At 70.5% G+C, this 25,260-nt stretch carries 25 protein-coding genes and 1 pseudogene; 7 read left to right on the forward strand and 19 right to left on the reverse strand.

Translation table 11 applies throughout. The annotated features are described in order from the left end of the window. Positions 1-114: 114 nt before the first annotated feature. From AC3EUV_RS26625 to AC3EUV_RS26660, 8 genes are all read right to left on the reverse strand, one after another. Complete coding sequence (locus AC3EUV_RS26625; protein WP_435604074.1) at positions 115-1,263, reverse strand: caspase family protein; 1,149 nt, start codon at positions 1,261-1,263, stop codon at positions 115-117. A 2-nt stretch (positions 1,264-1,265) separates the two neighbouring features. Then, entirely contained in the window at positions 1,266-1,631 is a 366-nt protein-coding gene (locus tag AC3EUV_RS26630) for an effector-associated constant component EACC1 (RefSeq protein ID WP_435604045.1), read from the reverse strand. 107 nt (positions 1,632-1,738) lie between these two features. Beyond that, a complete protein-coding gene (locus AC3EUV_RS26635; protein ID WP_435604075.1) occupies positions 1,739-1,951 on the reverse strand; it encodes a tyrosine-type recombinase/integrase in 213 nt (70 codons plus the stop codon). Between the two features lie 145 nt (positions 1,952-2,096). Then, a complete protein-coding gene (locus AC3EUV_RS26640) occupies positions 2,097-2,627 on the reverse strand; it encodes a P-loop nucleotide/nucleoside kinase family protein (protein ID WP_435604046.1) in 531 nt (176 codons plus the stop codon). Positions 2,628-2,631: 4 nt separating this feature from the next. Further along, positions 2,632-3,543: a glycosyltransferase family protein gene (locus AC3EUV_RS26645; protein WP_435604047.1), complete on the reverse strand. Its 912-nt coding sequence runs from the start codon at positions 3,541-3,543 to the stop codon at positions 2,632-2,634. Beyond that, a complete protein-coding gene (locus tag AC3EUV_RS26650) occupies positions 3,537-4,772 on the reverse strand; it encodes a glycosyltransferase (protein WP_435604048.1) in 1,236 nt (411 codons plus the stop codon). Before AC3EUV_RS26650 ends, AC3EUV_RS26645 begins: the two co-directional genes overlap by 7 nt. Further along, a complete protein-coding gene (locus tag AC3EUV_RS26655) occupies positions 4,769-5,473 on the reverse strand; it encodes a hypothetical protein (protein ID WP_435604049.1) in 705 nt (234 codons plus the stop codon). The genes AC3EUV_RS26650 and AC3EUV_RS26655 overlap by 4 nt, the downstream gene beginning before the upstream one ends. Beyond that, entirely contained in the window at positions 5,470-6,627 is a 1,158-nt protein-coding gene (locus tag AC3EUV_RS26660) for a glycosyltransferase (protein ID WP_435604050.1), read from the reverse strand. Before AC3EUV_RS26660 ends, AC3EUV_RS26655 begins: the two co-directional genes overlap by 4 nt. A 139-nt stretch (positions 6,628-6,766) precedes the next feature. Here AC3EUV_RS26660 and AC3EUV_RS26665 point away from each other — a divergent pair, with 139 nt between their 5' ends. Both AC3EUV_RS26665 and AC3EUV_RS26670 read left to right on the forward strand, forming a co-directional pair. After that, positions 6,767-7,738 carry a helix-turn-helix domain-containing protein gene (locus tag AC3EUV_RS26665; RefSeq protein ID WP_435604051.1) on the forward strand — a complete coding sequence of 324 codons (972 nt, stop codon included), beginning with the start codon at positions 6,767-6,769 and terminating at the stop codon, positions 7,736-7,738. After that, positions 7,735-8,301: a peptide deformylase gene (locus tag AC3EUV_RS26670; RefSeq protein WP_435604052.1), complete on the forward strand. Its 567-nt coding sequence runs from the start codon at positions 7,735-7,737 to the stop codon at positions 8,299-8,301. Before AC3EUV_RS26665 ends, AC3EUV_RS26670 begins: the two co-directional genes overlap by 4 nt. A gap of 7 nt (positions 8,302-8,308) precedes the next feature. Here AC3EUV_RS26670 and AC3EUV_RS26675 read toward each other — a convergent pair whose 3' ends face one another. Then, entirely contained in the window at positions 8,309-9,373 is a 1,065-nt protein-coding gene (locus tag AC3EUV_RS26675; RefSeq protein ID WP_435604053.1) for a hypothetical protein, read from the reverse strand. Between the two features lie 134 nt (positions 9,374-9,507). Then, positions 9,508-9,588, reverse strand: a pseudogene (locus AC3EUV_RS26680) (IS5/IS1182 family transposase); the annotation flags it as partial. A gap of 60 nt (positions 9,589-9,648) precedes the next feature. On the opposite strand from AC3EUV_RS26680, the gene AC3EUV_RS26685 reads away from it, so the two are divergent. Continuing rightward, a complete protein-coding gene (locus AC3EUV_RS26685; RefSeq protein ID WP_435604076.1) occupies positions 9,649-10,191 on the forward strand; it encodes a hypothetical protein in 543 nt (180 codons plus the stop codon). A 318-nt stretch (positions 10,192-10,509) separates the two neighbouring features. Here the strand turns inward: AC3EUV_RS26685 and glnA are convergent, their stop codons facing one another. Next, a complete protein-coding gene (gene glnA, locus AC3EUV_RS26690; protein ID WP_435604054.1) occupies positions 10,510-11,919 on the reverse strand; it encodes a type I glutamate--ammonia ligase in 1,410 nt (469 codons plus the stop codon). A gap of 342 nt (positions 11,920-12,261) precedes the next feature. Here glnA and AC3EUV_RS26695 point away from each other — a divergent pair, with 342 nt between their 5' ends. Next, a complete protein-coding gene (locus AC3EUV_RS26695; RefSeq protein WP_432146516.1) occupies positions 12,262-12,729 on the forward strand; it encodes an RDD family protein in 468 nt (155 codons plus the stop codon). Positions 12,730-12,855: 126 nt separating this feature from the next. Here the strand turns inward: AC3EUV_RS26695 and AC3EUV_RS26700 are convergent, their stop codons facing one another. From AC3EUV_RS26700 to lipB, 4 genes are all read right to left on the reverse strand, one after another. Further along, positions 12,856-13,566 carry a DUF4191 domain-containing protein gene (locus AC3EUV_RS26700; RefSeq protein ID WP_432146515.1) on the reverse strand — a complete coding sequence of 237 codons (711 nt, stop codon included), beginning with the start codon at positions 13,564-13,566 and terminating at the stop codon, positions 12,856-12,858. Positions 13,567-13,576: 10 nt separating this feature from the next. Further along, positions 13,577-13,807 carry an SCO2195 family GlnR-regulated protein gene (locus AC3EUV_RS26705; RefSeq protein ID WP_432146514.1) on the reverse strand — a complete coding sequence of 77 codons (231 nt, stop codon included), beginning with the start codon at positions 13,805-13,807 and terminating at the stop codon, positions 13,577-13,579. Positions 13,808-14,018: 211 nt separating this feature from the next. Continuing rightward, complete coding sequence (gene lipA, locus AC3EUV_RS26710; protein ID WP_432146513.1) at positions 14,019-14,969, reverse strand: lipoyl synthase; 951 nt, start codon at positions 14,967-14,969, stop codon at positions 14,019-14,021. Positions 14,970-15,110: 141 nt separating this feature from the next. Beyond that, complete coding sequence (lipB, locus tag AC3EUV_RS26715) at positions 15,111-15,926, reverse strand: lipoyl(octanoyl) transferase LipB (RefSeq protein WP_432146512.1); 816 nt, start codon at positions 15,924-15,926, stop codon at positions 15,111-15,113. Positions 15,927-16,204: 278 nt separating this feature from the next. Here lipB and AC3EUV_RS26720 point away from each other — a divergent pair, with 278 nt between their 5' ends. Continuing rightward, positions 16,205-17,665, forward strand: coding sequence for an NsdA family TPR-like regulatory protein (locus AC3EUV_RS26720; protein WP_432146511.1), 1,461 nt, complete (start codon positions 16,205-16,207; stop codon positions 17,663-17,665). Between the two features lie 22 nt (positions 17,666-17,687). Here AC3EUV_RS26720 and AC3EUV_RS26725 read toward each other — a convergent pair whose 3' ends face one another. The 3 genes from AC3EUV_RS26725 to AC3EUV_RS26735 form a co-directional block, all read right to left on the reverse strand. Further along, complete coding sequence (locus AC3EUV_RS26725; protein ID WP_435604055.1) at positions 17,688-19,103, reverse strand: FAD-dependent oxidoreductase; 1,416 nt, start codon at positions 19,101-19,103, stop codon at positions 17,688-17,690. 216 nt (positions 19,104-19,319) lie between these two features. Beyond that, entirely contained in the window at positions 19,320-20,207 is an 888-nt protein-coding gene (locus AC3EUV_RS26730) for a TIGR01777 family oxidoreductase (RefSeq protein WP_432146509.1), read from the reverse strand. A 75-nt stretch (positions 20,208-20,282) separates the two neighbouring features. Then, on the reverse strand, positions 20,283-20,801 hold the full coding sequence (locus AC3EUV_RS26735) for a DUF4240 domain-containing protein (protein WP_432146508.1): 519 nt from the start codon (positions 20,799-20,801) through the stop codon (positions 20,283-20,285). 242 nt (positions 20,802-21,043) lie between these two features. Here AC3EUV_RS26735 and AC3EUV_RS26740 point away from each other — a divergent pair, with 242 nt between their 5' ends. Next, positions 21,044-22,948 (forward strand): hypothetical protein, encoded by a 1,905-nt coding sequence (locus AC3EUV_RS26740; RefSeq protein ID WP_435604056.1) that lies wholly within the window; start codon positions 21,044-21,046, stop codon positions 22,946-22,948. Between the two features lie 114 nt (positions 22,949-23,062). Continuing rightward, positions 23,063-23,983 (forward strand): SDR family oxidoreductase, encoded by a 921-nt coding sequence (locus tag AC3EUV_RS26745; protein ID WP_432146506.1) that lies wholly within the window; start codon positions 23,063-23,065, stop codon positions 23,981-23,983. Between the two features lie 99 nt (positions 23,984-24,082). Here AC3EUV_RS26745 and AC3EUV_RS26750 read toward each other — a convergent pair whose 3' ends face one another. Next, positions 24,083-25,135 (reverse strand): helix-turn-helix transcriptional regulator, encoded by a 1,053-nt coding sequence (locus tag AC3EUV_RS26750; protein WP_435604057.1) that lies wholly within the window; start codon positions 25,133-25,135, stop codon positions 24,083-24,085. Between the last annotated feature and the right edge of the window lie 125 nt (positions 25,136-25,260).

The raw sequence follows: 25,260 nt of genomic DNA on the forward strand, positions 1-25,260 counted from the left end.
GGAATACTCTCTTCGGCGGCGAAGACAGCAAGTCGACGCCTGGCCCGCAGCGAACGGCGCATTCAGAGACAGCGTCTCCGGCTCGTTAGCCCCGCAGAGTCCTGCGTGCCCGGCTCAAGCGTCGTGGCGACTTTTGCGGCGGCGGACGACTCTTGCCCACACGGATGCACCGCGGCTGCCGCGGGCTCGGTCGCGATCCGCCGCCGGGCCTGTGGACTCGCTGGTGAGCGCCTGCGCCCGAAGGCGCTCCCAGGCGTCTTTCCAGCCGTCGACCTGCTCGTCCGGTACACCGCAGGCGGTCAGATAGATCCCCGTCGTCTTCCACGTCTTGGGCAGGTCCTTGCGATTGAGGAGGCTGCTGACTGTTCCGGCGGCGATTTCTCCGCCGGAGTTGAGGCTGACGGCGGCGTGCGTCAGTCCACTCACTGCGCGCACATGCCCCAATGCGGAGAAGAAGCCTTCAACGGTCCGGACAGCTGCAGGGTCCGGCCGCAATCGGTGCTCAGCCTGGCTGCCTCTCGCCTCACGCGCGAGTGGAGTCCGGCTGAAGGCGGGGTTCCAGCCGAGTGCGAGTCGCCCATTGCTGTTGCGACCTCGTCCTTGTGGAACAGGACGGCCTTTCGCTGTCAGGGCTGTACGCAACTGCCGGAACACGGAGTCCAGATGCAGCTTCTCGGGGCCGCCTGCAATCCCGGTAGCCAAGATGCTGAGCAGCTCTCCCGTGAATGCTGTGTGGGTCTCCCCAGGTGGGGCGAGTGCCTGACGAGTCTCCGAAGCTGCGGCCAGCAGGTAGGTCCCTTCCACGTCGGCCTGGGCAGCCAGATCTGAGGGCCCCATCATTCCGAGGGCAAGGCCGCCGTAGCAGCAGTCGAGTACGACGACAGTGCGCTCCGCTTGCCCCTCTAGAAGCGCCCTACGGAGCCAGTTGTACGGAATCCCCGTCTCCACCCGCTGCTGTCTGGAGCGAGGAAGCCCCAGGTAGAGCTCGCCTTCGGGGTCGACCAGCCCGTGCCCCGCGTAGTACACGAGCAACGTGTCTCGGGCCGTCGCGGTGGCGTTCCGTAGGGCATCCATCGCGGCTTCAGCGCTGACCGGGTTGGCGAGGACGGTGCAATTGTCCTGACGAAGGTGCCAAGACTTGGGTCCGCAGAGCGCTTCCGCAAGGGAGTTGAGGTTGTTGGAAACAGCAGGGAGGTCCTCAAGGAAGTCGTACGTGCTCGTCCCGATCAGTACCGCCTTCGAGGCCCCAGGATCTGGTAGCACGCTCAACGCCCCGCGCCCTCCGTGCCCCCGCCTTGCTCTTCCTGAAGGAGGTGGACGAGGCGTGCGATCTGTTCCTCGCTGCAATCGGTAAGGGCGTCGACAAGGTCATCTCGCCGGACCGTGACACGTGAGGCTCGCGGACGAGTCCGCTTCCAGGCGGCAAGCGCCAGCACGAAGTTCGCAGCGTTCCATCCGTTCTCCGTGACCAGTTGCAAGACGTCGGCCACGGTCCCCATCTGGCCTTCCTGAGGGGGCTGCTCGCGCATCTCCAGTGCAGCTGAACGCCTGGTGTCAGGGTCGTTGCGAAGCCAGTTGAGCAACGAACGGAGTTCGTTGTCTGCTGACTCGACGCGAACCTCAACGCGCATGTCATACCCCTCGTCTCTGCACTCTTGATCACGGTCCCGACCCATCGTCGGGCATGTCCGGCCAGTAGGGGTTACTTTGTCCTAACCGTCTTGCTTGTGGAACGGAATCAGACGGAGAAGAAGCTATGCAGCGGCTCGATATCGCTGGCCGCTCGCCCTGCGTGCCTTCTCGACCGCTCCGTCGCTCGGTGCACATAGCGGCGCAGTGTGAAGGCGGGATCCTCGTGCCCGAGTAGATCGGAAAGGGCGTAGACGTCGACACCCTCGTTGATCGCCGGGGAGGCGAACAGGTGCCGTGTCTGGCCCGCCCTCACCACCACGCTCGCCCGGGCCGAGACCGCCGGCAACAATACCCGTCAACTCCTGAGCGAGGTTGCCGCCGAGCGTGCACTCGATCGCAGCCAACGCCAAGCGCGTGGCGGACCACGCCAAGGTCGCTGACATCGAGCCGTGAGCGGGCCTGCTTCAGCCCTGCCTGTGCCTGACCGAAGACAGCGACACCACGAGTGCGTCCAGGTCTCCGGTGTAGACGATGACCTCTTCATCGTTGGCCGGGAGGTCGAATCGGGCGAAGAAGTCGTCGAGGGCTTCGGGGGTGACGGTGAGAGCGTTGGCGTCCTCGCGCTGGTTGCGCTCGGCGAGGCGTCCAAGCAGCTCTTCCCTGCTGGCAGGGAGGTAGACCACGACCGGGTGGCCGCCCGCTTCGCGGGCGGCCTGCTGCCAGGCGTCGCGCTCGGCGCGCCGCCACAGCCCGTGGTCCAGGACGACGTCGTTCCCGGCCTCCAGCTCCTTGACGAACCGTGCCCGGACCGCCTCGACCACGGGCCGTTCGCGCTCGAAGTAGGTGTGCTCGGGATAGTCCACGCCGTATCGGCCGTGGAGGCGGTGCACCTCCTCGTCCACGGACCGTCGCGTGTAGCCGTGGTCGGTCAGGGCTTGGGCGACGGTGGTCTTCCCGGAGCCGGTAATGCCGGCCAGGAGAACGGCGAGCGGCACGCGGTCATCCCTTCCACGAGGAGCTGTGCGTGGGCGCCTTCATTGTCTCCAATTCTGGCTGGTGCGCGACGTGCGGTCGCCAGGCCGTGACGATGCTGCGGGCCTCGCTGGGCCAGTTGAACGGCATGCGGTCCAGGCTCACCCGCCGGAAGGCGAACCGCGGATCGCTGGTGTTGATCACGCCGCCGTGCCGGCCGACGTGCGACAGGAGGCGGCCGGCCTCGTCGCGCACGGCCGGGGTCTCTTCCTGCCATGTGCCGGTCGAGAAGTGCTTGACCCGGCGGCGGAGGTCGTCCAGGACGCCCGAGCGCCACTTGAAGTGGTGAACCGCGCAGATGCGGTCGGCATCCGGACGCTGCCCGGGGGCCCTGTGGTTGCCGCCCGCCACGGTGACATCGTGGCGGGCGAGCACGATCTTGCGCGGGTCTCCGTGAAGGAGTCGGTGGGTGAGGTGCCCGCCAAGGGGATAGGCGAGGTCCAGTCCGCCTTCGGGCCGCCAGCCGGTCAGGCGCCCGCTTACGGAGATCCGGTCGAGCATCAGGCCGCCCACCACGCGGTGCCCGGACTTCTCGGCCTGGGCGATCACCTCACCCAGTGGGGCGGGGTACTGCTGGAACTCGTCAGCGTCGGCGAGCAGGTGCCAGCCCGGGCCGGCCCGGTGCCGCAGGGCGTCTCTGAGCTGGGTGTTGGTGCGCTCGTGCCACGGGCCGGTGCTGGTGCCGGTGGGGATGATGCCCAGTTCGCGGCTGGCGGCCTGGAGTTCGTGCCGCTGCTGGTCGGGCACGTGCTCGGGGAAGTGGAAGGCGATCAGGTATCGCTCGACACCCAGCCACCGGTAGTGGCGGACCCAGGCGGCCAGCAGCGCGGGTTCTACGGGGCCGACGACGGCGATCAGCGCGGGAGAGGTGCTCAGCATCGGGACTCCTTCGTACACAGTGAGGCGAAGGTTCGGGTGAGGAAGCCGACCTGCTCGGCGGCCGACCGCATCCCCAGCAGGCCGGGAGCTTCGGGGCCGGGCAGCGGAGGTGGCTGGCGGATGACGGTATGCAGGGCTTCGGCGAGGGCGGCCGGGTCGCCGGCGGGGAACGTCAGGGCCCAGGGCCGGCTGCGAAGACGCGCGGTGAGGGCGGGGTCGTGGTCGGAGACGATGAGGGGAACCCCGAGGCGGGCGGCATCCATGACGAGCCCCGACTCCTTGCCGGTCCCGCGGTGGCGGGTGACCAGGGCGGCGTCGGCAGCCGCGTACACAAGCCGCAGTACGGCTTCGCTGACCGGGCCGGGCAGGGTGTGCACCCGCAGGCCGGGTTGGGCCCGCCACCGCTGGAGGAGTGCTTCGTCAAGGGGGAAACCGGTGACCACCAGGTGCAGGGGCTCCTTGAGCCGGGACAGGGCGGCGTCGATGACGGCGATGTCCTTGTAGGGCCACCACCCGCCCACCAGGCACACCACGGCCTCGGAGGAGGGGACGTCGAACGCGGCACGGCCGCCCTCGCGTTCGCCTGCGGTCAGGCGGTGGCCGTCGTCGACCGCGAAACCGCCGAGCACGGCGGGCAGGCGGGGGAAGGCCGCGGCGAACTGGTCAGCCACGGCCTGTGTCGGATACACCGCGATCACTCGCCCTTCGCCCCGGCGGGCGAGTCGGCCGAGCAGCCGCACGACGGCGTCCTCGTCGGTGACCGCCTCGTGGACGAACCGCAGGTGCGGCTGGTCGCCCAGGAGGGCGGCAGCTCCGTGCAGAGCCTCGCTGGCGGTCAGGATCACCACCGCGTCGGCCCGGGGCTCCAGACGACGCGCGGTCCGCAACGCTGCCCCTTCGGTGAGGCAGCGGGCGATGAGGGTGACCTGGTGCGGCAACCGCCGCATCCGGCGGGGCCAGCTGCGCGACCGGAGCAATCGCTGTCCGGCCGCGGAGATGCTGGCTGCCAGCCGGGAGGCGGCCAGCAGCACGCGCGCCTGGTGCCCGGACGGCCCGGTGACCAATCGGGCCCCCGCCTCACGCAGGGCGCCGACCGTCTCGGTGGCAATCCCGTGCGGGGCGATGACCAGGCTGCCGGGTCGGACCCTGGCGAGGGCCACCAGCGTGCGCTGATGATGCCCGCCCAGGCGGTTCGCGTACGGCTCGATGAGCACGAGCGGGCCGGTCATCCGGCCACCGCCTGGTCTCCGTGGGCGGTGGTGAACCTTGCCCGCAGCCAGGCAGGGTCGTTTAGATGGCCGAACCGCTGCGGGGCGCAGGCGGCTTCGCGGGCGAAAGCGACGCCATCTTGGGCTCCGGCGGCCGCGTAGGCGGCGAAGCCGCCACTGTGACTGGTCGTCCACGCCTCCACCCGCCGGCGGGCGTCGTCGTCGGCCATCCCGTACTCGCTGCCGCGGGCGAGCATCGCGCACTCGCGGAAACCGGCCTTCCACGCGTGGAAGGGGCTCTGGTTGAACCTCGTGATCCCCGCGGTCTGCTGGGCGAACTCGATCCGTCCGGGCAGGGCGGCGAGCACGTCCATGGCCTCGCCCATCGCGCGCAGGGCACTGCGGCGGATGAGCTTGAGCCCGCCGTAGCCGTAGGTCAGACCGTTGACCGGGTTGTCCGCCCGCCACACCCGCATCGACGCGCCCTCGTCCAGGGGCTCCACCGTCGCGGGGTCGAAGCCGGTGTCGATGGCGAAGTCTCCGTCGGCGAGGAAGAACTGCTCGCGGTCGACGACCTCGGCACACAGACGGTAGGCCCGGCGCATCCCGTGTACGCCATGCAGGCGCTTGACCGCGCCGCCGAGCGTGCGCTGGAGCCGGGAGTGCAGAGAGGTGGCCATCGGCTCGTCGTACGAGAGGAGAACCGCGTCGTAGCTGTTCACGAGACGGCCTCCAGGTAGCGGGCCGCGATCAGGGCGGGGGTGAAGTCGGCGGTGGAGGCGTGGGCCCGCTTGGCGTGCAGGGCATGGAATTCGGGGTCCGTGGCGAGCCGTTCGGCCAAGGCGACGGCGTCGGCCGTGGTGGTGAAGCACAGCTCGGGGTCGATGTGCTCGGCGAGCCAGCCAAGGCGGGGCGAGATGACCGGAAGGCCCATGCCCTGGCAATCGATCACGCTCATTGACCAGGGGCAGCCCGGCCGGAACGGGGCGATGCCGAAGTGCGCGCCGGCCAGGAGTTCCTTGTAGCGGACGCGATCGCCCCGGTCGGAGACGACCTGCACATGCGGCAGGGCGGCGAGTTGGTCACGCATCTTCTCGGGGCTGTCGTCCAGGCCCTTGCGTTCCGCCCGGCGCTGGCCGAACAGGTCCATGACCCGCAGCCTGACGGTGCCGGACGCGGCCAGGCCGCGGGCCAGGTCCACGAACTGCCCGGTGCCGTAGTGCGCGTACAGCCGGTGGTTGTAGACGCCGATCGCCTCGACGCCGGAAGTGGGCTGCGTGGTGGCGGGGTCGCGTACCAGACGCTCGTCACGCGGGGCGGGCACCACTCGCAGCTTCCCGCCGAGGTCCAGAGTGGTCCGGGCGGCTGCCGCCGACACCCAGGACGCGGCCGTGGAGGAGTGGACCAGCACCCGGTCACAGGCGGCCAGTCCGGCAGCGAACGCCAGCAGTACCGGCCGTCCGAGCGCCGCGTCGTTCAGGGACGGGTCGAGTTGGAGCTGGCCGCCGCCCGTGAAGGAGAACGGCAGGTAGTGGCAGTAGCCGGCCAGTAGGGCGTTGGATCCGGCCTCCAGTAAGGCCGTGCGGATCGCCGGGGCCTCCTCGATCTGGTTGGCCACGACCACGTCGGGCTTCTCCGCCCGGATCAGCGCCACCAGCTCGTCGATGTCCGCGGAGAAGCGGGCCCGGTACTTCGTCCCCGGCACCTTCGTCTGATGGAATCCGCAGCGTGCATCCCCGGCCGGAGCCGGGGCCGCGACCGTCACCTCCGCTCCGGCATCCGCCAGCGCTGGGGCGAGCAGGTCCGCGAAGATCCACCCTGAGTCGGCCGAAAGCCGGTCGGGGTTGGAGATGTTGAGCAAGTACAGCACGCGCATGGTGCTTCGCCTCCTTCATCCGCCCGGGGTCGATCCGGGCCAGTAAGGGAAGGAAAGCGGCGACGCAGACCGTGACGGGATGGTGAACTGGGATCACTCACGGTTCATTCATGCTCACCAACGATGACGTGGGGCTTCGATGGAAGCGCAGGGCGAGGAGATCACCGCCGAGCAGGCGGCCGAGGACTACGCGGCCGAGGTAGCGCGCTGGCGGGAAGTACGCGGCATGTCCAAGAGGGCGTTGGCGCTGGCCATGGGCTTCGACCCGTCCTACGTCAGCCACGTGGAGTCGGGCCGCCACAAGCCCAGCGAGGAGTTCTCACGTCTCGCCGACGAGGCACTGAACGCTGGGAAGGCGATCTGGAGACGCTGGTGCGACTACGAGCAGGCAAAAGCTCGTAACCGGCGGCCGGCGGCACCGCCCGCCCAGCGCGGGCCCGAACAGCCATATGCGACCGGATCGGCCCTCGTCGTCGAACACGACGCGGCACGGCTCCAGTACGACGGCACCTCGTACCGGCTGACCATGCGCCGACGGCTGCGTAACACAGGCGAGGAGCCGGTGACCCGCTACCTGATCCGAATCTCCGTGGACCGCTACCCCGGCGACCCTGAGCAATCGAACGCGCACTACCGAGCCCACCCGCTGACCTGGGAGGAACTCGACCTCACCGCCACCTGCCGCGGCGAGGCGATGCGGTGGCAGGCCAAACACGACCGCGACGCCTTCAAGGAGGTGTGGCTGCTGTTCGACAACGAACACGGCCGCTTCCCCCTCTACCCCGGCGAGTCCGTGTGGATCGAGTACGCCTACACAGTCGGTGACGACAAATGGGGCAACTGGTTCCAGCGAGCCGTCCGCCTGCCCACCGAACAACTCGAAGTCCAGCTCGCCTTCCCTGCCACCCTCGACCCCGTCGTGTGGGGCACCGAGACTTCCATGACCGCCGAAGCCTCCCCGCTGCGAACCCCTCCCGTCCGCAGCGACGACGGTGAAGTACGGCAATTCACGTGGATCACTACTACGCCCGCCCTGCACGCTCGGTACCGTCTGGAGTGGCGGTTTCGGGCACGGACCGAACGCGACTCAGATCAAGGGGAGTTCAGGTGATTGACGTGCGGCCCAGCCAGCAGATGCGAGACCTCGGCGTCGTCCAACACGGTGCCGGTATCCTCACCGAACCGGCCCGCGCCTTCGACCTGCCCGCCGAAGGCGACGAGGCAGAACGCATCACGGACGAGCTCTTCGCCGCGATGGAACGGGTCGGTCAGGTCCACCCCTTCGCCAAGGGCATGGGTATCGCGGCCCCGCAGATCGGTATCGGGCGCGCCGTGGCGGTAGTCCAGCCGCCCGGCGACGTACCTGCCATCACTCTGCTCAACCCCCGAATCACCACCTGCTCCGAGGAGATGGACGAGCAGCACGAGGGCTGTCTGAGCTTCTTCGATGTCCGCGGCCTCGTACCTCGCCCCCTGAAGATCACCGTGGAGACCACGGCCCTGACCGGCAAGGCTGTGACCACCGTGTACGACCGCGGTCTCGCCCGCCTCATCCACCATGAGATTGACCACCTGGCAGGGTTGCTGTACACCGCCCGCATGAGGGCCGGTGTCGAGCCGATCCCGGTGGAGGAGTACAGGCAGACCGGGCGGGCCTGGGCATACGAGCAGTGACTCCGCATCATTGGCCAGTTATCCCGCGAATTTGATCGATCTTTTGAAGTGCCTTTCTCCCGTAGCTGACACCTGCCGTCAGCAGTACGGAGCCGGACACGGCGATGCCCTCCAGGCTAGATGGCAATTTGAAGGCGTCAATCGTGTAAAGCGTAGTGGCGGCAACTGCAATTGCTGTCAGGGCCGTCAAAGTTAGTCGAGCGGATTCACGGTCCGGGACTGCTACGTCCGCAATGAGCTCCTCATTTACGAGGTTCCCGAAATCCCCATCAGCACATTTTTCGGCAACATGCAGGAGTGTTCGCCCAAGCTCCTTCAAATCGGAGTCGGTCATCTCTTCCGTTGACTCTTCAAGCTTTGCCAGATAACCCGAAACTCGAAGGGCATGCATTTTTACGGATTTCCGTCGCCCGCGTCGCGCAAAGCCCTTCGTGAAACGGTGAACCGTGCGTAGGTTGGTGTGGACATAGCGCAGTTCCGAGCCAACCTTCTGCAATGCTTCAATGCGCCTCTCTCCCCGCTTATTGATCGCGACCGCACATGCGACAAGCGCGTCCGAACAGTAGTACGTCAAGAGGGAGCGGCGATAAATCAGGACGTTTTTCCGTCCGGGGGTTGGAAAGCCAGCGAATCCTAATCCGACGCGAACGCCAAGGATTGTGGGGGCAAGGGAAATCGCTCCGTAGAATGCAGCGAGGAAAATTGCGCACAGTATGATTCGCAGGAGCTCAGATACGGTAACGCTCGGATCGGTGGTGTGCGTAATGGTGTGGACTGCCGCGCTTGTTAGTTTCCCCGCCAAGTCCCGCATTGATCCGGGCCTCGTGTCGAGCAAAAGAATGACAGGCATCGGCCACCACGCGCCAGCAACAAAGCCATGAAGCGTCGCTATCAGCGAGCCTCTCCTCTGAGTGCGCTCGTGTGCTCTCAGGGCGAGTCGGACGCGTAGGGGCACTGTGCAATTCAGATCAAGTCGTTGCACGCTTTCCACAAGTTTGTTGATCTCTTTGTCGGCGGCCTCGCGTCGCTTCCGCGCCAGTCTCCCTAGCGTCCCGTTGAGCATGAGGGTCATCCTTCCACGCTGTGCGAGGTGTGGCTGCCGATATCGGTGAAGGGTCCGCGCAGCACAACGCACCAGTAGGACTTGCCCTGTTGAGGTACTGATCGCGGGTGCCATGCCGTTACCTCGGCCTCAGGCTGTGACCCCCGATCCTCCAACGACAGGCTCCAGGGCCGGCCCCTACACACCGGATCTGCCCCCTCGCGCCGGAGAGCGGTGACCAGCTTGCGATCGCTGAAGCTACGCTTTCACGGGGGCGACCGATCATGAACGAGACCGGGGGAAATGTGAGCCGACCACTGCTGTTCCTCGACGTGGACGGGCCACTCAACCCCTATGCGGCCAAGCCGGAGAAGCGTCCCGCCGGCTACACGACACTCAGAGTCCCCCAGGACGGCGAAACCCGAGAGGAACACGGAGGACCCTCGACCCGGCGGCGCCCCTTGCGGGTCTGGCTCAACCCGGAGCACGGGCAGTCCCTGCTCCGGCTCGGCTACGAGCTGTGCTGGGCCACCACATGGATGGCCGATGCCAACCGGTGGATCGCCCCGGTGCTCGGCCTTCCCGAACTCCCTTTCATTGACTTCGGCGACGCCTTGTTCCAAGAACGCCCCGACGGGGTCCACTGGAAGTCCGGTCCCGTGGTGAACTACGCCAACGGCCGCCCTTTCGCCTGGGTGGACGACGAACAGAGCGATCTGGACCAGGCGTACGTGACCACCCACCACCGCGGGGCCGGGCTTCTGCACCACGTCAACCCGCGGATCGGTCTACGCGAGGACGACTTCCACACGCTCGCCGACTTCGCCCGATCCCTGCACACTCCATGAGCCACCGGCTGAGCATGTCGCCAGACCTTCAGACAGCTCCGTGCTCGGAGCCGCGGTCATCGCCGGACAGCGCTTAGGAAGCGAAGAAGGCTGCTGCCGTACAGAGAGCTGGACAAGCCAGCGAGGGCCGCTACCCCTTGTGGGGTAGCGGCCCTCGCTGTCGTTCCTGACATCAAGTCAGCGAATCGGCCGGTCCGGTGCACACTCGGTGCACAAGGGGGCGGAAAGCAAACGGTGACAGTGAGAACTACTGAGAATAGTTTTCACAGGTCACAGCATGTTTCCAGGGCTTCTGCCCAGGTCGGCCGACCATGCTCCTTAGATGTCGTAGTAAAGCTCAAACTCATGCGGGTGCGGACGCAGCTGGATCGGGGCGATTTCGTTGGTGCGCTTGTAGTCGATCCAGGTTTCGATCAGGTCGGAGGTGAAGACGCCGCCCTGCTGGAGGTACTCGTTGTCGGCCTCGAGGGCGTCGAGGACGGCCGGGAGGGAGGTCGGGACCTGGGGGACGCCCGCGTGCTCCTCGGGGGCGAGCTCGTAGAGGTCCTTGTCGATCGGCTCGGCCGGCTCGATCTTGTTCTTGACGCCGTCCAGGCCCGCGAGGAGGAGGGCGGAGAAGGCGAGGTACGGGTTCGAGGACGGGTCCGGGGCGCGGAACTCGACGCGCTTGGCCTTGGGGTTCGAGCCCGTGATCGGGATACGCATGGCCGCGGAGCGGTTGCGCTGGGAGTAGACCAGGTTGACCGGGGCCTCGAAGCCGGGGACCAGGCGGTGGTAGGAGTTCACCGTCGGGTTGGTGAAGGCCAGCAGCGACGGGGCGTGCTTGAGGATGCCGCCGATGTAGTAGCGGGCGGTGTCCGAGAGGCCCGCGTAGCCCTGCTCGTCGTAGAAGAGGGGCGCGCCACCCTGCCACAGGGACTGGTGGACGTGCATGCCGGAGCCGTTGTCACCGAAGATCGGCTTGGGCATGAAGGTCGCGGTCTTGCCGTTGCGCCAGGCGACGTTCTTCACGATGTACTTGAAGAGCATCAGGTCGTCGGCGGCGGCGAGCAGCGTGTTGAACTTGTAGTTGATCTCCGCCTGGCCGGCCGTGCCGACCTCGTGGTGCTGGCGCTCGACCTCCAGGCCGGCCGCCTCCAGCTCCAGGGAGATCTCGGCACGCAGGTCGGCGAAGTGGTCGACCGGCGGGGCCGGGAAGTAGCCGCCCTTGTACCGGACCTTGTAGCCGCGGTTGTTCTCCACCGAGCCGGTGTTCCAGGCACCCGCCTCGGAGTCGATGTGGTAGAAGGACTCGTTCGACTTCGTCTCGAAACGGACGTTGTCGAAGACGTAGAACTCCGCCTCGGGGCCGAAGAAGGCGGTGTCCGCGATGCCGGTGGAGGCGAGGTAGGCCTCGGCCTTCTTGGCGATGTTGCGCGGGTCACGGCTGTACTGCTCGCCCGTGATCGGGTCGTGGATGAAGAAGTTGATGTTGACGGTCTTGTCGCGGCGGAACGGGTCCACACGGGCCGTCGACAGGTCCGCGCGCAGCGCCATGTCCGACTCGTGGATGGCCTGGAAGCCGCGGATCGAGGAGCCGTCGAAGGCGAGTTCCTCGGCCGGGTCGAACGCCTTCGCCGGGATCGTGAAGTGCTGCATCACACCGGGCAGGTCGCAGAACCTGACGTCGATGAACTTCACGTCTTCGTCCGCGATGTACTTCTTGGCCTCGTCGCCGTTCTGGAACATCCAACTCCTCCTAGCCCGGTCACCGGTCGGCGGACGCGGGATTGCTACTCGGAACGCGACCCTGTTGCGGTGGCGCGATGCCCGACCATAGGCAGGCGGGATTTCCCAAGCATGACCCATTTGTTTCGCCGAGGTTAACCGGCGGCGGCCGCACTTACCTCCCAGTGTGCGCCAAAGAGGGATGTTCCGGGCGGCCGCTGCGGCCGCCCCGGCCGGGGGCCCGCCTGGCCGCCCTGCCCCCTTCCCGGCCGCCCGTCGCGCCCGGCCCGTGCGGACCGCGGTCCCCGCGTCCTGGCCGGACCTCCGCGAAGCGAACGTATGCGGTCGCAGTACCGTGGTCGGGTGGACAACAGGCGAGCAATCGGATCGTGGATCTCCGGGCCCCGCTCGGCAGCCGAGGACATGGGTGTCGAGTTCGGATACCGCGGGCAGCAACTGGGGCTGCCGGAGGAGGGGCCGGGCTCGATCGCCCGCCCCGGGCGGCGCTTCGCCGCGCTCTTCATCGACTGGGCGCTGTGCCTGCTCATCGCGTACGGCCTGCTCAGCGGCGGAAAAGCGCAGGCGGCGAGCAACTGGGCGCTGGTGGTCTTCGCGGTGCTCAGCGTGCTGACCGTCGGCACGGTCGGCTTCACGCCGGGCAAGCGGCTGCTGGGCCTGCGGGTGATCTCCGAGGACGGTGGCCGGATCTCGCTGCCGCGGGTCGTGCTGCGCACGGTGCTGCTGGTGGTGGTCATTCCGGCGGTGGTGTGGGACCGGGACGGCCGGGGGCTGCACGATCGCCTCACACGTGCCGTACAGGTCCGTCTGTGACGGTCCGGGAGTCGCGGGTCGGCTGACGACCGCCGGCGCCCCAGGCGCCCCCACCGCATACGAAACGCCCCGGAGCTCAAGGCTCCGGGGCGTCGTCGTGCGGTCTGATGTCGGTCCGGCGGGCGGTCAGCGCATCTTGCCGCCGCCCTTGGGCATCCGCATGCCCTTCGGCATGGGGCCCTTCGGGACCGGCATGTTGCTCATCAGGTCGCCCAGCGCCTTGAGCCGGTCGTTGACGGCCGTCACCTGGGCGCCGGGGAGCACGCGCGGCAGCTTCAGCAGCGTCGTACGGAGCTTCTTCAGCGGCACCTGGCCCTCGTCGTCGCCCACGATGATGTCGTGGACCGGGGCGTCGGCGACGGTGCGCGCCATCCGCTTCTTCTCGGCGGCCAGCAGGCCGCGGAGCCGGTTCGGGTTGCCCTCGCCGACCAGCACGATGCCGGCCTTGCCGACGGCGCGGTGGACCACGTCCTGGCTGCGGTTCATGGCCACCGCGGGGGTGACCGTCCAGCCGCGGCCGACGTTGTCCAGCACGGCGGCCGCCGCACCGGGCTGGCCCTCCATCTGCCCGAAGGCGGCTCGCTCGGCGCGGCGTCCGAAGACGATCGCCATCGCGAGGAAGGCCAGGACGAAGCCCAGGATCCCCGCGTAGATGGGGTGGCCGATCGCGAAGCCGATGGCAAGGAGAACGCCGAATACGACGATGCCTACACCAGCGACGACTAGACCGACCTTGGAGTCGACCCGACGGGTCATCTTGTAGGTCAGGGCGATCTGCTTCAGCCGCCCGGTGTTCTCAGCGCCGGCAGCGCCGTCTGAGTTTGCCTTCCTCGCCATACAGCGAAGTTTACGTGGCGTGCGGACGGCTGGTCGCCGCGGCCTCCAGTACGTACTCGGCCTCGTGGCGGTCCTTGGCGCGGCGGCGGTCCTCCAGGACCGACGTCCAGGCGTTACGACGGGCGGTGCGCTGGCCGCCACGCATCAGCACGGCCTCGACGGCACGCAGGGCGCCGGTGACCGAGGGGAGCGGGAGGGCGGGGGCGGTGGCGGTGGTGGCGCGGAGCGGCGCGGCCTGCATGGTGGTGACTCCCTCTGATCTGTTCGGAGAAGCAGGGGTAGGTGCGGGAGCGGTGCGTGCATCCATCGTCACCGAAAGGTGTTACCAACGGATGACCTGCCGGTCAAACACCAATGAAACGTTGACGCGGCCCCCACGCCCCCCGTCCTGGGGGAGTGCGGGCCGCGTCCTCAGCATGTGCCACGTTTCACAAGAAGGCGCGCCGGGAGCGTCAAACCGCCTGACTGGGCGTCTCGGCCTCGCGCCGGTCCATGGCCTGCTGGTAAAGGCGGCCGGCGCGGTAGGAGGAGCGGACCAGCGGGCCGGACATGACACCCGCGTAGCCGATCTCCTCGGCCTCTTCCTGAAGCTCCACGAACTCGGCCGGCTTGACCCAGCGGTCGATGGGGTGGTGGCGCACGGTCGGGCGCAGGTACTGGGTGATCGTGATCAGCTCGCAGCCCGCGTCGTACAGGTCCTGAAGCGCCTGGCTGATCTCCTCGCGCTCCTCGCCCATGCCCAGGATGAGGTTCGACTTGGTGACCAGACCGGCCTCGCGGGACTTGGAGATGACCTCCAGCGAGCGCTCGTAGCGGAAGCCGGGACGGATCCGCTTGAAGATCCGCGGGACCGTCTCGACGTTGTGGGCCAGCACCTCCGGGCGGGAGGAGAAGACCTCGGCGAGCTGCTCGGGGACCGCGTTGAAGTCGGGGATCAGCAGCTCGACGCCGGTGTCGGGCATCGCGGCGTGGATCTGCCGGACCGTCTCGGCGTAGAGCCAGGCGCCGCCGTCCTCCAGGTCGTCGCGCGCGACGCCGGTGATCGTGGCGTACTTCAGGCCCATGGTCTGCACGGACTCGGCGACCCGGCGGGGCTCGTCGCGGTCCAGCTCCTGCGGCTTGCCGGTGTCGATCTGGCAGAAGTCACAGCGGCGGGTGCACTGGTCACCACCGATGAGGAAGGTCGCCTCGCGGTCCTCCCAGCATTCGAAGATGTTGGGACAGCCCGCCTCCTGGCAGACCGTGTGCAGGCCCTCGCTCTTGACCAGGCCCTGGAGGTGGTTGTACTCGGGACCCATCTTCGCCCGGGTCTTGATCCACTCGGGCTTGCGCTCGATGGGGGTCTGGCTGTTCCGGACCTCCAGGCGCAACATCTTGCGTCCGTCGGGTGCGACTGCGGACACGACCGGCTCCCTACGACTTCGTTTCTTCGGCGTACACCAGGGTACGCCCGTTGATTCGCACGTCTTTACGCGCGGTGCAACCCCGTATGGCGGGGGTGCATTCCCTGCGGTCTCCGGGGTGCATGACCGGTGTCCTGCCGTTCAGACCGCGCGGGGGAGCAGTTCGGCGCCTTCGAGGACGTCCCGCAGATGCTTCTCGGCCACGGGCAGCACATCGGCGATGGTGATCTCGCGGCCGAGCTCGTTGGCCAGCGAGGCGACGCCGGCGTCCCGGATGCCGCAGGGCACGATCTTGTCGAACGAGGTGTTGTCCGGGTTCACGTTCAGCGCGAAACCGTGCATCGTGACGCCCTTGGCGACGCGGATGCCGATCGCGGCGAGCTTGCGGTCCTCACGGCGCTGGCCGGCGTTGGACGGCGCGTACTCCGGGCCGTTCAGCCGCGGGTCGAACAGCTCGTCCGTGACCCGCGGGTCGAAGTCGAGGTTCAGCCCGCCCAGGGCCGCCCGCTCCTCGACCGGGTCGCCCAGCACCCACACCCCGCTGCGGCCCTCGACCCGGGTGCCCTCGACGCCGAACTCGGCGCAGACCCGGATCAGGGCGTCTTCGAGGCGGCGGACATGGGCCACGACGTCAACCGGACGCGGCAATTTCTGGATGGGGTAGCCGACCAGCTGGCCGGGCCCGTGCCAGGTGATCTTCCCGCCGCGGTCCACGTCGACGACCGGGGTCCCGTCCAGCGGCCGCTCGTCGTCGGACGTCCGCCGCCCCGCGGTGTAGACGGCCTGGTGTTCCAGCAGCAGGCAGGTGTCGGGGACCTCGTCGGCGAACCGGGCGGCGTGCACCCGGCGCTGCTCCTGCCAGGCGGATTCGTAGTCCACGGCGTCGGCGCCGAAGCCCAGATGCACAAAGCGCAGCCCCTCGGGTACGGGGGTCTCCCCCCGAGAGATCGCAGTCACGGCAGCTCCTCTTCGAACCTTCGTTGCACTTCGCTGCAACGTTGATGCCACTTCGCGCCCATGCCACTGTACGGCCGCCGGCTCCGGTCCCCGCAGGCGGCCGGGGGTCCCGGCCGGTACGTCCCTGCTCACACGATCGGATGAACGCGGGTCACAGGCCAGGATCGGGCCGCCGAAGGCCGTTACATTCACGCCGTTCCACAAGGGCGATGAGCATGCCGGACAGGGTCCGCCGAACCCGGCAGTGCGGCCCGGAAGGCAGGAGACCGGTAAAGCTGATGACGGAACGACCCCCGCACCACACGCCCAACCGCCAGCTGGCCGCGCTCATCGCCGAGGCCGGATTCTCCAATGCCGGGCTGGCCAGACGCGTCGATCAGCTGGGCATCGAGCACGGCCTCGACCTCCGTTACGACAAGACGTCGGTGACCCGCTGGCTGCGCGGCCAGCAGCCCAGAGGCACCACCCCGGCGCTGATCGCGGAGGTGTTCACCCGCCGGCTGGGGCGCCGGCTGTCCGCCCAGGACCTCGGCCTGGACGCCTGTGCGCCGGTCTACGCCGGGCTGGAGTTCGCCGCGACCCCCAGCGAGGCGGTGGACATCGTCAGCGGCCTGTGGCGCAAGGACTCCGGCAGCCACGCCGAGCTCCGCAAGATCGCGTTCACCCCGGCCGGGCTCGTGGTGCCCAGCCGGGACTGGCTGATCGGCCGGGCCGACGAGCGCGTGGCCCGCGGCGAGAGCGCCCCCGAGGGCGTCGGCCGGGTGCCCGCACAGGGCGGCCGGCCCGCCGGGGTGCCGCGCCAGCGCCGCACCGACCGGGTCGACCGCACCCAGGGCTCCCGGGTCACCTCCGGCGACATCGCGGCGCTGCGCTCGGTGGGCGAACTGTTCCGGGCGCTGGACCACGCCTACGGCGGCGGCCACGCCCGGCAGGCCCTGGTGCGCTATCTGGAGCACGAGGCCGAGCCGATGCTGCGCGGCACCTACGGCGAGGCCACCGGCCGCCGGCTGTTCGCCGCCGCCGCCGATCTGACCCGGCTGGCGGGCTGGACCTCGTACGACATCGCGGCCCACGGGCTGGCGCAGCGGTACTTCGTCCAGGCCCTGCGGCTGGCCCAGGCCGCCGGCGACCGGGCGTACGGGTCCTACGTCCTGGTGACGATGAGCCGGCAGGCCGTCTATCTGGGACACGGCAGGGAGGCCGTCCAGCTGGCGCGCGTCGCCCAGCAGGGCATCGGCAGCAGCGCACCGCCCACGGTGCAGGCGCTGCTGCACTCCGCGGAGGCCCGCGGCCACGGGGTGCTGGGCGAGGTCCGGGCCTGCACCGCGGCGCTGGCCCGTGCCGAGCGGGCGCTGGAGACCGTGCGCCCCGGCGACGACACCCCGTACTGGGCGCGCTTCTTCGACGAAGCACAGCTCGCCGACGAACTGGCGCACTGCCACCGCGATCTCCAGCAGTACCGCGCGGCCTCCCAGCACGCCGAACGCTCCCTCCAGCTGCGGGCGGCCGGCTTCGCCCGCAGCCGGCTCTTCTGCCGGGTGGTGCTGGCGACCGCGCGGCTGGGCCTGGGCGAGCTGGAGCAGGCCTGCACGCTGGGTGCCGAGGCGGCGCTCCAGGCGTCCGAGATGCGGTCCGTACGGGCCCATGAGTACGTCCGGGAATTCGAGCGCCGCCTGGAGCCGTACCGGGACGCGGCGGCGGTCCGGGGGTACCAGGAGCGGGTGGCGGCGCTGGGGTGACCCGGACCCGGCCTCCCGGGGGTCAGGCCGCCGTGGGCAGGGTGTCCGGTTCCGTCGTGAGGCCGGGCAGGCCGAAGTCCTGGAGGACGGCGCGGGCCGCGCGCCGTCCCGAGTTCAGGGCGCCCTGGAGCGTGCTGGTGTCGCGGTGGTCGCCGCACACATAGAGCCCGGCGAGCACCCGCACCGTGCGCTCCGGGTCGTACGGGGCGGGCATCGCGGGCACCGCGTACGGGGTGTGATGGGCGGTCAGCAGCTGCCGGTCCTCGGTGTGCGCACCGTAGATCCGGTCGAGCTGGGGCCGGACCGTCCGGTCCAGGACGGACAGCGGCAGCGCCGCCGCGGCCCCGAGCACGGCCGTGGTGATCAGGGACCGGCCCGGCGGCGTACGGGACGGGTCGATCGCACCGGCCGCGTAGGTGTACGCGACCGGGCCGTCCGTCGGCAGGATCAGCGTCGTGTCGCGGGCCGCCGCGCCGCGGCCCCCGGGGGCCACCGCCACGGAGTGGTGCAGGACGGTCACCGGGTGGAAGGCGGGCACCCGCAGTCCCGGCAGCAGTTCGGCCGCCTCCCGCGCGCCGGTCGCCACCAGCACCGCCCGGCACGGGATATGGCCGTGCTCCGCGGTGCTGACGCCGGTGGTGGAGACGGCGGTGACCTGCACGGACGTACGGACCGTGCCGGGTGGCAGGGCGGCGGCGAGCAGTTCGGGGACGGCCGCGGCGCCGCCGGCCGGCAGCCACAACCGGCCCTCCGCGTAGGCGCGCAGCGCCGCCGCGGCACCCCGGCTGGAGCCGCGCAGCTGCGGATCGCACAGCAGCGCGCCCAGCAGGGGCCGCAGCAGCGCGTCATGGGTGCGGGGCGGGAAGGCGGGGCGGCCCGCCAGGACGTCGCGGATCGGCCGGTCGGCGGGTGGGGCGTGGGGGGCGGAGGCGGGGGGAGCGACGGGGGTGACGGCGGTGCGGTCGGTGCTCCGGTCCGTACGGCGGTCCGTGTCCTGGACGGCCCGCCGGTCGGCGAGACGGCCCGCCTGACGGCCTGTCTGGCGGCCCGCCTGACGGTCCGTCCGGCGCTCCGTACGGCGGTCGGCGCGGGAGAGGGCGCGGGCCGCGGCAAGGGCGCCTCTCGTGCTCCGGGAGGCGCTGATGCGCTGCGTCCGCTGGCCGTTGTGGAGGCTCAGACCGGCGGCGAACGGACGCAGGGTCAGCTCGCCGAGTCCCGGCGTACGGCGCAGCTCGGCGGCGGAGACGGCCAGCGGCCGGCCGCAGCGGTCCAGCCGGAAGCCGTCGAGATGGTCGGTGACGGACCGGCCGCCGATCCGTGGCGCGGCCTCCAGGACGGTGACCGACACCCCTACGCCGGTCAGATGGCGGGCGGCGGCGAGACCGGCCGGGCCGGCTCCCACGATGACGACGTCCACGGCCGATGCGGTGCGCAGCACTTGCCCCTCCCGAGGTCGGTCCCAAATGGCGGCACCGAGTGTCATGCCCGGTACAGCTGCGAGAGATGCCGAGTCGTGGGTGTGAGGTGGCACCAGGGAGGCCCAGGGAGGCTGCTGCCCGGGTGTCAGGGGCGGCCGGGGGCGCACCGGAACGCCCCTGGCCGGGCCCGCCGGGGCGGCCGGGAGGGGCCTGGCCAGGACCGGAAGACGGGCGCCCTACGCGGCGGCCCGGACCGCGTCCATGATGCCGGGATGGCGGAAAGTGAACCCGGAGTCCAGCAGCCGCTTCGGGACGACCCGCTGGCTGCCCAGCACATCACCGGCGAACTCGCCGAGGGCGATCCGCAGCACCGGCGCCGGGACGGGGAACAGCGTCGGCCGGTTCAGCACCTTGCCCATCACGGCGGTGACCTCGCGGTTGGTGACCGGCTCCGGGGCCGTGAGGTTGACCGGCCCGGCCAGGTCCGCGGTGTCGAGGAGATGGCGCAGCGCCGCGATGTGGTCGTCCAGGGAGATGAAGCTCCAGTACTGGCTGCCGTCGCCGAGCCGCCCGCCCAGACCGAGCCGGAAGACCGGGAAGAGCCGGCCCCAGGCGCCGCCGGAGTGCGCCACGACCAGCCCGGTGCGCGCGAAGACGGTCCGGATACCCGCGTCCTGGGCCGACTTCGCGGCGTCCTCCCAGGCCACACAGACCTCCGGCAGGAATCCGTGGCCGGCCGGCGCGCTCTCGTCCGTGCGCCGGTCGCCGGTGTCGCCGTAGTAGCCGATCGCGCTGCCGCACACGAGGACCCGCGGCGGGGTGTCCATGGCGGCCAGGGCCGTGGCGAGCGTGCGGGTGCCCAGCACCCGGCTGTCCCGGATCTCCTGCTTGTAGGCGGCCGTCCAGCGGTGGTCGCCGACCCCGGCGCCGGCCAGATGGACCACCGCCTCGCAGCCGGCCAGCCCGGCCGTGTCGACCTCCTGGCGCCCGGGGTCCCAGCGCACCTCGTCGGCGGCCTTGGGCGCCCGCCGTACGAGCCGGACGACGTCATGGCCGTCCGTGCGCAGGGACCGTACGAGCGCCGTGCCGATGAGTCCGGTCGAGCCGGTGATCGCGATCCGCATGGGCCCATACTGCCCGCAGTGGCGGACCGGTGCCGGCATCCGGGCCCGGATGCCGTGCCCCCCGGCCCGCGCGCCCTATGGCTTGAAGCGGTCCCAGAGGGTGGGGAAGCGCTCCGCCATGGTCCGCTCGTCGTCGAAGTCGAGGTAGGCGCCGAGCGGTTCGCGGGGCGGCGGGGGCAGCTCCAGGTCCGGCATCACCCCGCCGGTCAGCTGCTCGTACGCCTCGTCGGCCGCGTAGCCCAGCTCCTCGGCGTCCCCGTCCACCGACTCGTCGAAGTCGTCCACCAGCTCGGCGAGCTGGTCCGGGTCGTGCAGCGCACCCTCGAAGACCTCCCGGCCCTGGCCGATCAGCCAGCAGCGGAAGTAGTCGAAGGCATCGTCGCTGGCGCCGCCCAGCATCACCGAGGCGGCGGCCCACAGATCCCAGGAGTACGCCCGGTTGTAGCGGGCCTCGAAGTGGCGGGCGAAGTCCACGACGGCGTCCGGGTCGAGCGCGAGCAGCCGCTCGACCAGTGCGTCGGCCTGCTCCTCGGGATCGCCCTCAGCGGCCTCGCGGGAGGCGTCGATCAGCTCCCAGAACTCCGTCTCGTCCATCACCGCTCCAGCATCTGCCCTGCCGGCGCCCGTCGCATGCGGAGTCCCCCGGATGCGACGGGGTCGTTATCCGGAATGATGACGCGCCGACCGGAAGGGTGACGGGGTGTTCGGACCGCGGCTCGCTCACCCCGGTCGGTGATCCGTCTTGTGACCGTCCCAAGAATCACTCGTTGGAAGGCGTGCAACGGACAACGACCGCATATCCCTCATTTCGCGAAGGGCTGTTCCAGGCCATGCCCATGGACGAACGCACCCGGGCCGATGTCGAACGGGCCGAGGCGGCCATCGTCGAGCACTATCCACGGCTCGTCCGCCTCACCTACCTCGTACTGCCCCCGTCGATGGGCCGCCACCGCCGGGTCCTGACCGCACACGGTCTGGTCCAGCGCGCACTGCCCCGGACCCGGCTGCGCCGCCCGGACGGCGGGCTGCCGGCGCAGCGCGGCCCGGCCCCCGAGTCCGGCTACGACCTGGTCCGCCAACGGGCCCTGCGGCTGGCGCTGGCCTACGAGGGACAGCCGGGCCGGGTACTGCCGGCGCTGCCCCTGGTCTGGGGGCTGCGGCTGTTCCCGCGGGCCGGCGGCGCCGATGAACTCGCCCTGGACCAGGCGCTGTCCGCCGTCCCGGCAGCGGTCCGGGCCGCCCTCGGGCTGTGGCATCTGGAAGGTCTCGACGAGGACGCCGCACGCGCGGTGCTGGCGCGGGCCGGGGCCGGGGAACCGGACGCGGCGCAGCGGGCGGCCGCGCAGCTGGACCTGGAGACCGGGGCCGGTGCGGCGGCCCTGCTGGGCTCGGGGGAGTTCGACCCGTGCATGGTGCAGACCCGGCCGACGGATCTGCTGCGCCGCCGGCAGCGGGTGCGGGTGGTGGCCGCGGTGGCGGCCGTCCTCGCGATCGGTGCGGCGGTGGCCGGGTCCTGGCCCGAGCCGGCGGACCGACCGGCCCTGACCGCCGCGCAGCAGGCGCTGGACCCGGACCGGCTGCTGCGCACCCCCAACGAGCAGTGGGCGGACACCTCCCGGGTCGACTTCACCGCCTGGCCCGTCCGCGGCCGGCAGGCCGGCGACCGCAAGCTGCTGGCACGGGCGCTGCGGGTCTGGGCGGCGCAGCCCCCCGACACCCGGATCAGGGCGGCCGCGGGCACCTCCACCCGGCCGCCCGACCACCCGCCGCAGCTGCTGTACGCGGGCCTGATCGACAACGTCATGGTGGTGGTCCTGCACGACGGGGAGCGCCTGGTCCGCTACGCCGAGCCCGAAGACGCCACGCCCACCCTGCACTTCGCCCGGGTCGACGCCGCGGATCTGACGACCGGCGCCGCGCTGGTGATCGGGCGCGGCAACGGCTGGATGCGCTATCTGCTCGCGCCGTGGATCTCCGAGATCACCACCCGGGATCTGCTGACCCCGGCCGCCCCGCCGCACGGGCTGCATGTCGCCCCCGACGGCGTCACCGACCGGATCCCGCTCCCGCCCGCGACCGGCGCCGGCTGCGGGCGCTGGCCGGTGGCCCAGTTGCGGCCCTCGACGCGGATCGTGGCGGCCGGCCCGGACACCGCCTTCCTCGTCGCCGACCTCGACGATCTCGTCCCCGCCCACCTCACCTCCGGGCCCCCGCCGGCCGCCGGCGCCCCGGCCGGGGGGCCGACCGGGGCGACCGGTGCGCCCGCGCTGCGGAACTGGGCCCGTACGGCCTGCTCGCTCGGGTCGCTGCGGGGCGCCGGCGTACGGTCCGTCAACACCTGGGAGTTCGCCCGGCAGCAGCTTCCGGAGGACGGCGGCAGCGCGGCCTGGGTGTGCACCCGCGCCGACACCTGGCGCGGGCCCGGCAGCGTGACCCTGCGGTTCCTGCCGCCCGCCGCGCGCCCGGCCGACCCCGGGCGGATCGCCGGACGGGCCGCGAACACCGCCGCCTGTAGCCGCTTCGGGCCCCAGGTGGTGGCGGACCTCCACTGGCAGGCGAAGTCCGGGAAGTGGTACCTGCTCGCGGCCGGCAGCCCGGGGGTCGGCGGACTCGACGCCACCGGCGGCGTCCGCGCCACCGCCGAGGAGAACACCCTCGCCACACCGGCCGGGCCGGCCGCACCGGCGGAGGTCACCGGGCGGCTGCGGGCCGGAGGGAGCGTACGGGCGCCGCATCCGTAACCCGTGGACGGATTGCCGGGCAGTGCGCGCGGAATCCGGACAGAAGGTGTCGGGTATCGCTGTCAGGGTCGCCATGCAGAACGACAGGGCACCTGACAGCGAGGAGTGGCGGACGTGACCGGACAGAAGGAACTGGCGGAACGGGTGGCGCTGGTCGCCGGGGCGACCCGGGGCGCGGGCCGGGCCATGGCGGTGGAGCTGGGCCGGGCCGGCGCCCTGGTCTATGTCACGGGGCGGACCACCCGGGAACGGACCAGTGAGGTCGGCCGGCCCACGGAGACGATCGAGCAGACCGCGGAGCTGGTGACCGCGGCGGGCGGCACCGGTATCGCCGTACCCACCGACCATCTGGATCCCGCGCAGGTCAAGGCCCTGACCGAGCGCATCGACCGGGAACAAGGCCGGCTGGACGTGCTGGTCAACAGCCTCTGGGGCGGCGACCGGCTGATCGAGTTCGACACCAGGCTGTGGGACCTCGACCTGGAAAACGGGCTGCGGATGTTCCGGCTCGGCATCGACACCCACATCATCACCGGCCATTACGCCCTGCCGCTGCTGATCCGGCGGCCCGGCGGCCTGGTCGTCGAAGTCACCGACGGCACCGCCGCCTTCAACCGCCGGTACCGCGAAAACCTCTGCTTCGACCTCACCAAGAACGCCCCGCACCGCATCGCCTTCGGCCTCGCGGCCGAACTCAAGGAACACGGCGGCACGGCCGTCTCGCTCACCCCCGGCTTTCTGCGGTCCGAGGAGATGCTGGACCACTTCGGGGTGACGGAGGAGACCTGGCGCGACGCGGTCGCCCAGGAACCGCACTTCGCCATCGCCGAGTCTCCCGCCCTGATCGCCCGCGGGCTGCGGGCGCTGGCCGCCGACCCGGACAAGGCGCGCTGGAGCGGGCAGTCGCTCTCCAGCGGCCAGTTGGCGAAGGAGTACGACTTCACGGATACGGATGGGTCCCGGCCGGATGGGTTCCGGTACTTCGAGGAGGTGGTCTTCGGGGGCGGGGAGGGGAGTGCGGCGGACTATCGCTAGGTTCTCGACGGGGCGCGCGGTTTTCACTGGTGCGGTCATGCGGTTGCGGCTGTGTCGTGGCTGGTCGGGTAGTTCCCGGCGTGCCTTTGGGGCGTGCGGTCATGCGTACAGCGCGGCTGTCCGGTGGGCGGCCGTGGTGAAGCGGGTGCGGAGCTCGGGGGGCGCGAGTATTTCGCCCTCCGGGCCCAGTGCCAGCAGCTGGGCGTAGGCGACGTCGGCGGACTCCACGGCGAGGGTGACCGTCAGCCGGCCCTGTTCGTCGGGGCCGTCCTCGGACTGCGCCCGGGCGATCGCCTCGCGGGCCGCCGCGCGTTCGGTGACGTACGGCAGCTGGCGGACGCCGTTCGCGGAGAGGCGCAGCACGACCTGCTCCCGCAGGATCGACCGGGCGAACTGGGCCGCCCGCTCCGCCCAGAACGCCGGGAGGTCGAAGGTCGCGTCGCGGGTGAACCGTTCGTTGGCGGCCTCGGGCCCGGCGGCCTCGGGCCCGGCGGCCTCGGACCCGGTGGGCTGGGCTCCGGAGGCGCTGGCGCGTTCCGCGGCTGCCACGGCGGTGAACCTGTCGACCCGGTAGACGCGGTAGTCCCCCTCCGTACGCGCCGCCAGATACCAGACCCCCGCCTTCAGCACCAGGCCGTACGGCTCCAACTCCCGCTCCACCTCGGTGTCCTTGCGGAGGTAGCGGGCGGTGATCCTGCGGTCGTCCCAGACCGCGTCGGCGATCTCGGGCAGCAGGGCGGGGGTCTCGGGCTCCTGATACCAGGCGGGGGCGTCGAGATGGAAGCGCTGGGCGACGCCCGTCGCGGCGTCCCGCAGCTCGGGCAGCAGGGCGGCGGAGACCTTCAGCCGGGCCGCGGACGCGGCGTCCGCGAGCCCCATCTCGCGGAGGGCGGACGGCACTCCGGACAGGAAGAGCGCCTCCGCCTCGCTGCGGCCGAGGCCGGTGAGGCGGGTGCGGTAGCCGCCTATGAGGCGGTAGCCGCCCGCTCGGCCGCGGTCCGCGTAGACGGGCACGCCCGCCTCGGACAGCGAGAGGACGTCTCGGGCGACCGTGCGCTCCGAGACCTCCAGCTCCCGTGCGAGCTCGGCCGCCGTCATGGACGGTCGTGACTGGAGTAGCAACACCATCTTGATCAGTCGGGCTGCGCGCATGGGTCCATGATGTGGGGGGCCACTGACAGTGGCCGTTGGTCGTGCTTTTTGTCTGCGGGTGCGGGTGCGGGTGCGGGTGCGGGTGCGGGTGCGGGTGCGGTTGTGGCTGGGCGCGCAGTTCCCCG

Source organism: Streptomyces sp. bgisy130, from assembly GCF_057708345.1.

Excerpts from the sequence above, each read along its gene's own strand:
- AC3EUV_RS26660 (WP_435604050.1), bottom strand. The coding sequence starts at position 6,627 with ATGCGCGTGCTGTACTTGCTCAACATCTCCAACCCCGACCGGCTTTCG.
- AC3EUV_RS26705 (WP_432146514.1), bottom strand. The coding sequence starts at position 13,807 with ATGCAGGCCGCGCCGCTCCGCGCCACCACCGCCACCGCCCCCGCCCTC.
- glnA (WP_435604054.1), bottom strand. The coding sequence starts at position 11,919 with ATGTTCCAGAACGGCGACGAGGCCAAGAAGTACATCGCGGACGAAGAC.
- AC3EUV_RS26720 (WP_432146511.1), top strand. The coding sequence starts at position 16,205 with ATGACGGAACGACCCCCGCACCACACGCCCAACCGCCAGCTGGCCGCG.
- AC3EUV_RS26665 (WP_435604051.1), top strand. The coding sequence starts at position 6,767 with ATGGAAGCGCAGGGCGAGGAGATCACCGCCGAGCAGGCGGCCGAGGAC.
- AC3EUV_RS26645 (WP_435604047.1), bottom strand. The coding sequence starts at position 3,543 with ATGCTGAGCACCTCTCCCGCGCTGATCGCCGTCGTCGGCCCCGTAGAA.
- AC3EUV_RS26675 (WP_435604053.1), bottom strand. The coding sequence starts at position 9,373 with ATGACCCTCATGCTCAACGGGACGCTAGGGAGACTGGCGCGGAAGCGA.
- AC3EUV_RS26735 (WP_432146508.1), bottom strand. The coding sequence starts at position 20,801 with ATGGACGAGACGGAGTTCTGGGAGCTGATCGACGCCTCCCGCGAGGCC.
- AC3EUV_RS26630 (WP_435604045.1), bottom strand. The coding sequence starts at position 1,631 with ATGCGCGTTGAGGTTCGCGTCGAGTCAGCAGACAACGAACTCCGTTCG.
- AC3EUV_RS26650 (WP_435604048.1), bottom strand. The coding sequence starts at position 4,772 with ATGACCGGCCCGCTCGTGCTCATCGAGCCGTACGCGAACCGCCTGGGC.
- AC3EUV_RS26700 (WP_432146515.1), bottom strand. The coding sequence starts at position 13,566 with ATGGCGAGGAAGGCAAACTCAGACGGCGCTGCCGGCGCTGAGAACACC.
- AC3EUV_RS26740 (WP_435604056.1), top strand. The coding sequence starts at position 21,044 with ATGGACGAACGCACCCGGGCCGATGTCGAACGGGCCGAGGCGGCCATC.
- AC3EUV_RS26730 (WP_432146509.1), bottom strand. The coding sequence starts at position 20,207 with ATGCGGATCGCGATCACCGGCTCGACCGGACTCATCGGCACGGCGCTC.
- AC3EUV_RS26750 (WP_435604057.1), bottom strand. The coding sequence starts at position 25,135 with ATGCGCGCAGCCCGACTGATCAAGATGGTGTTGCTACTCCAGTCACGA.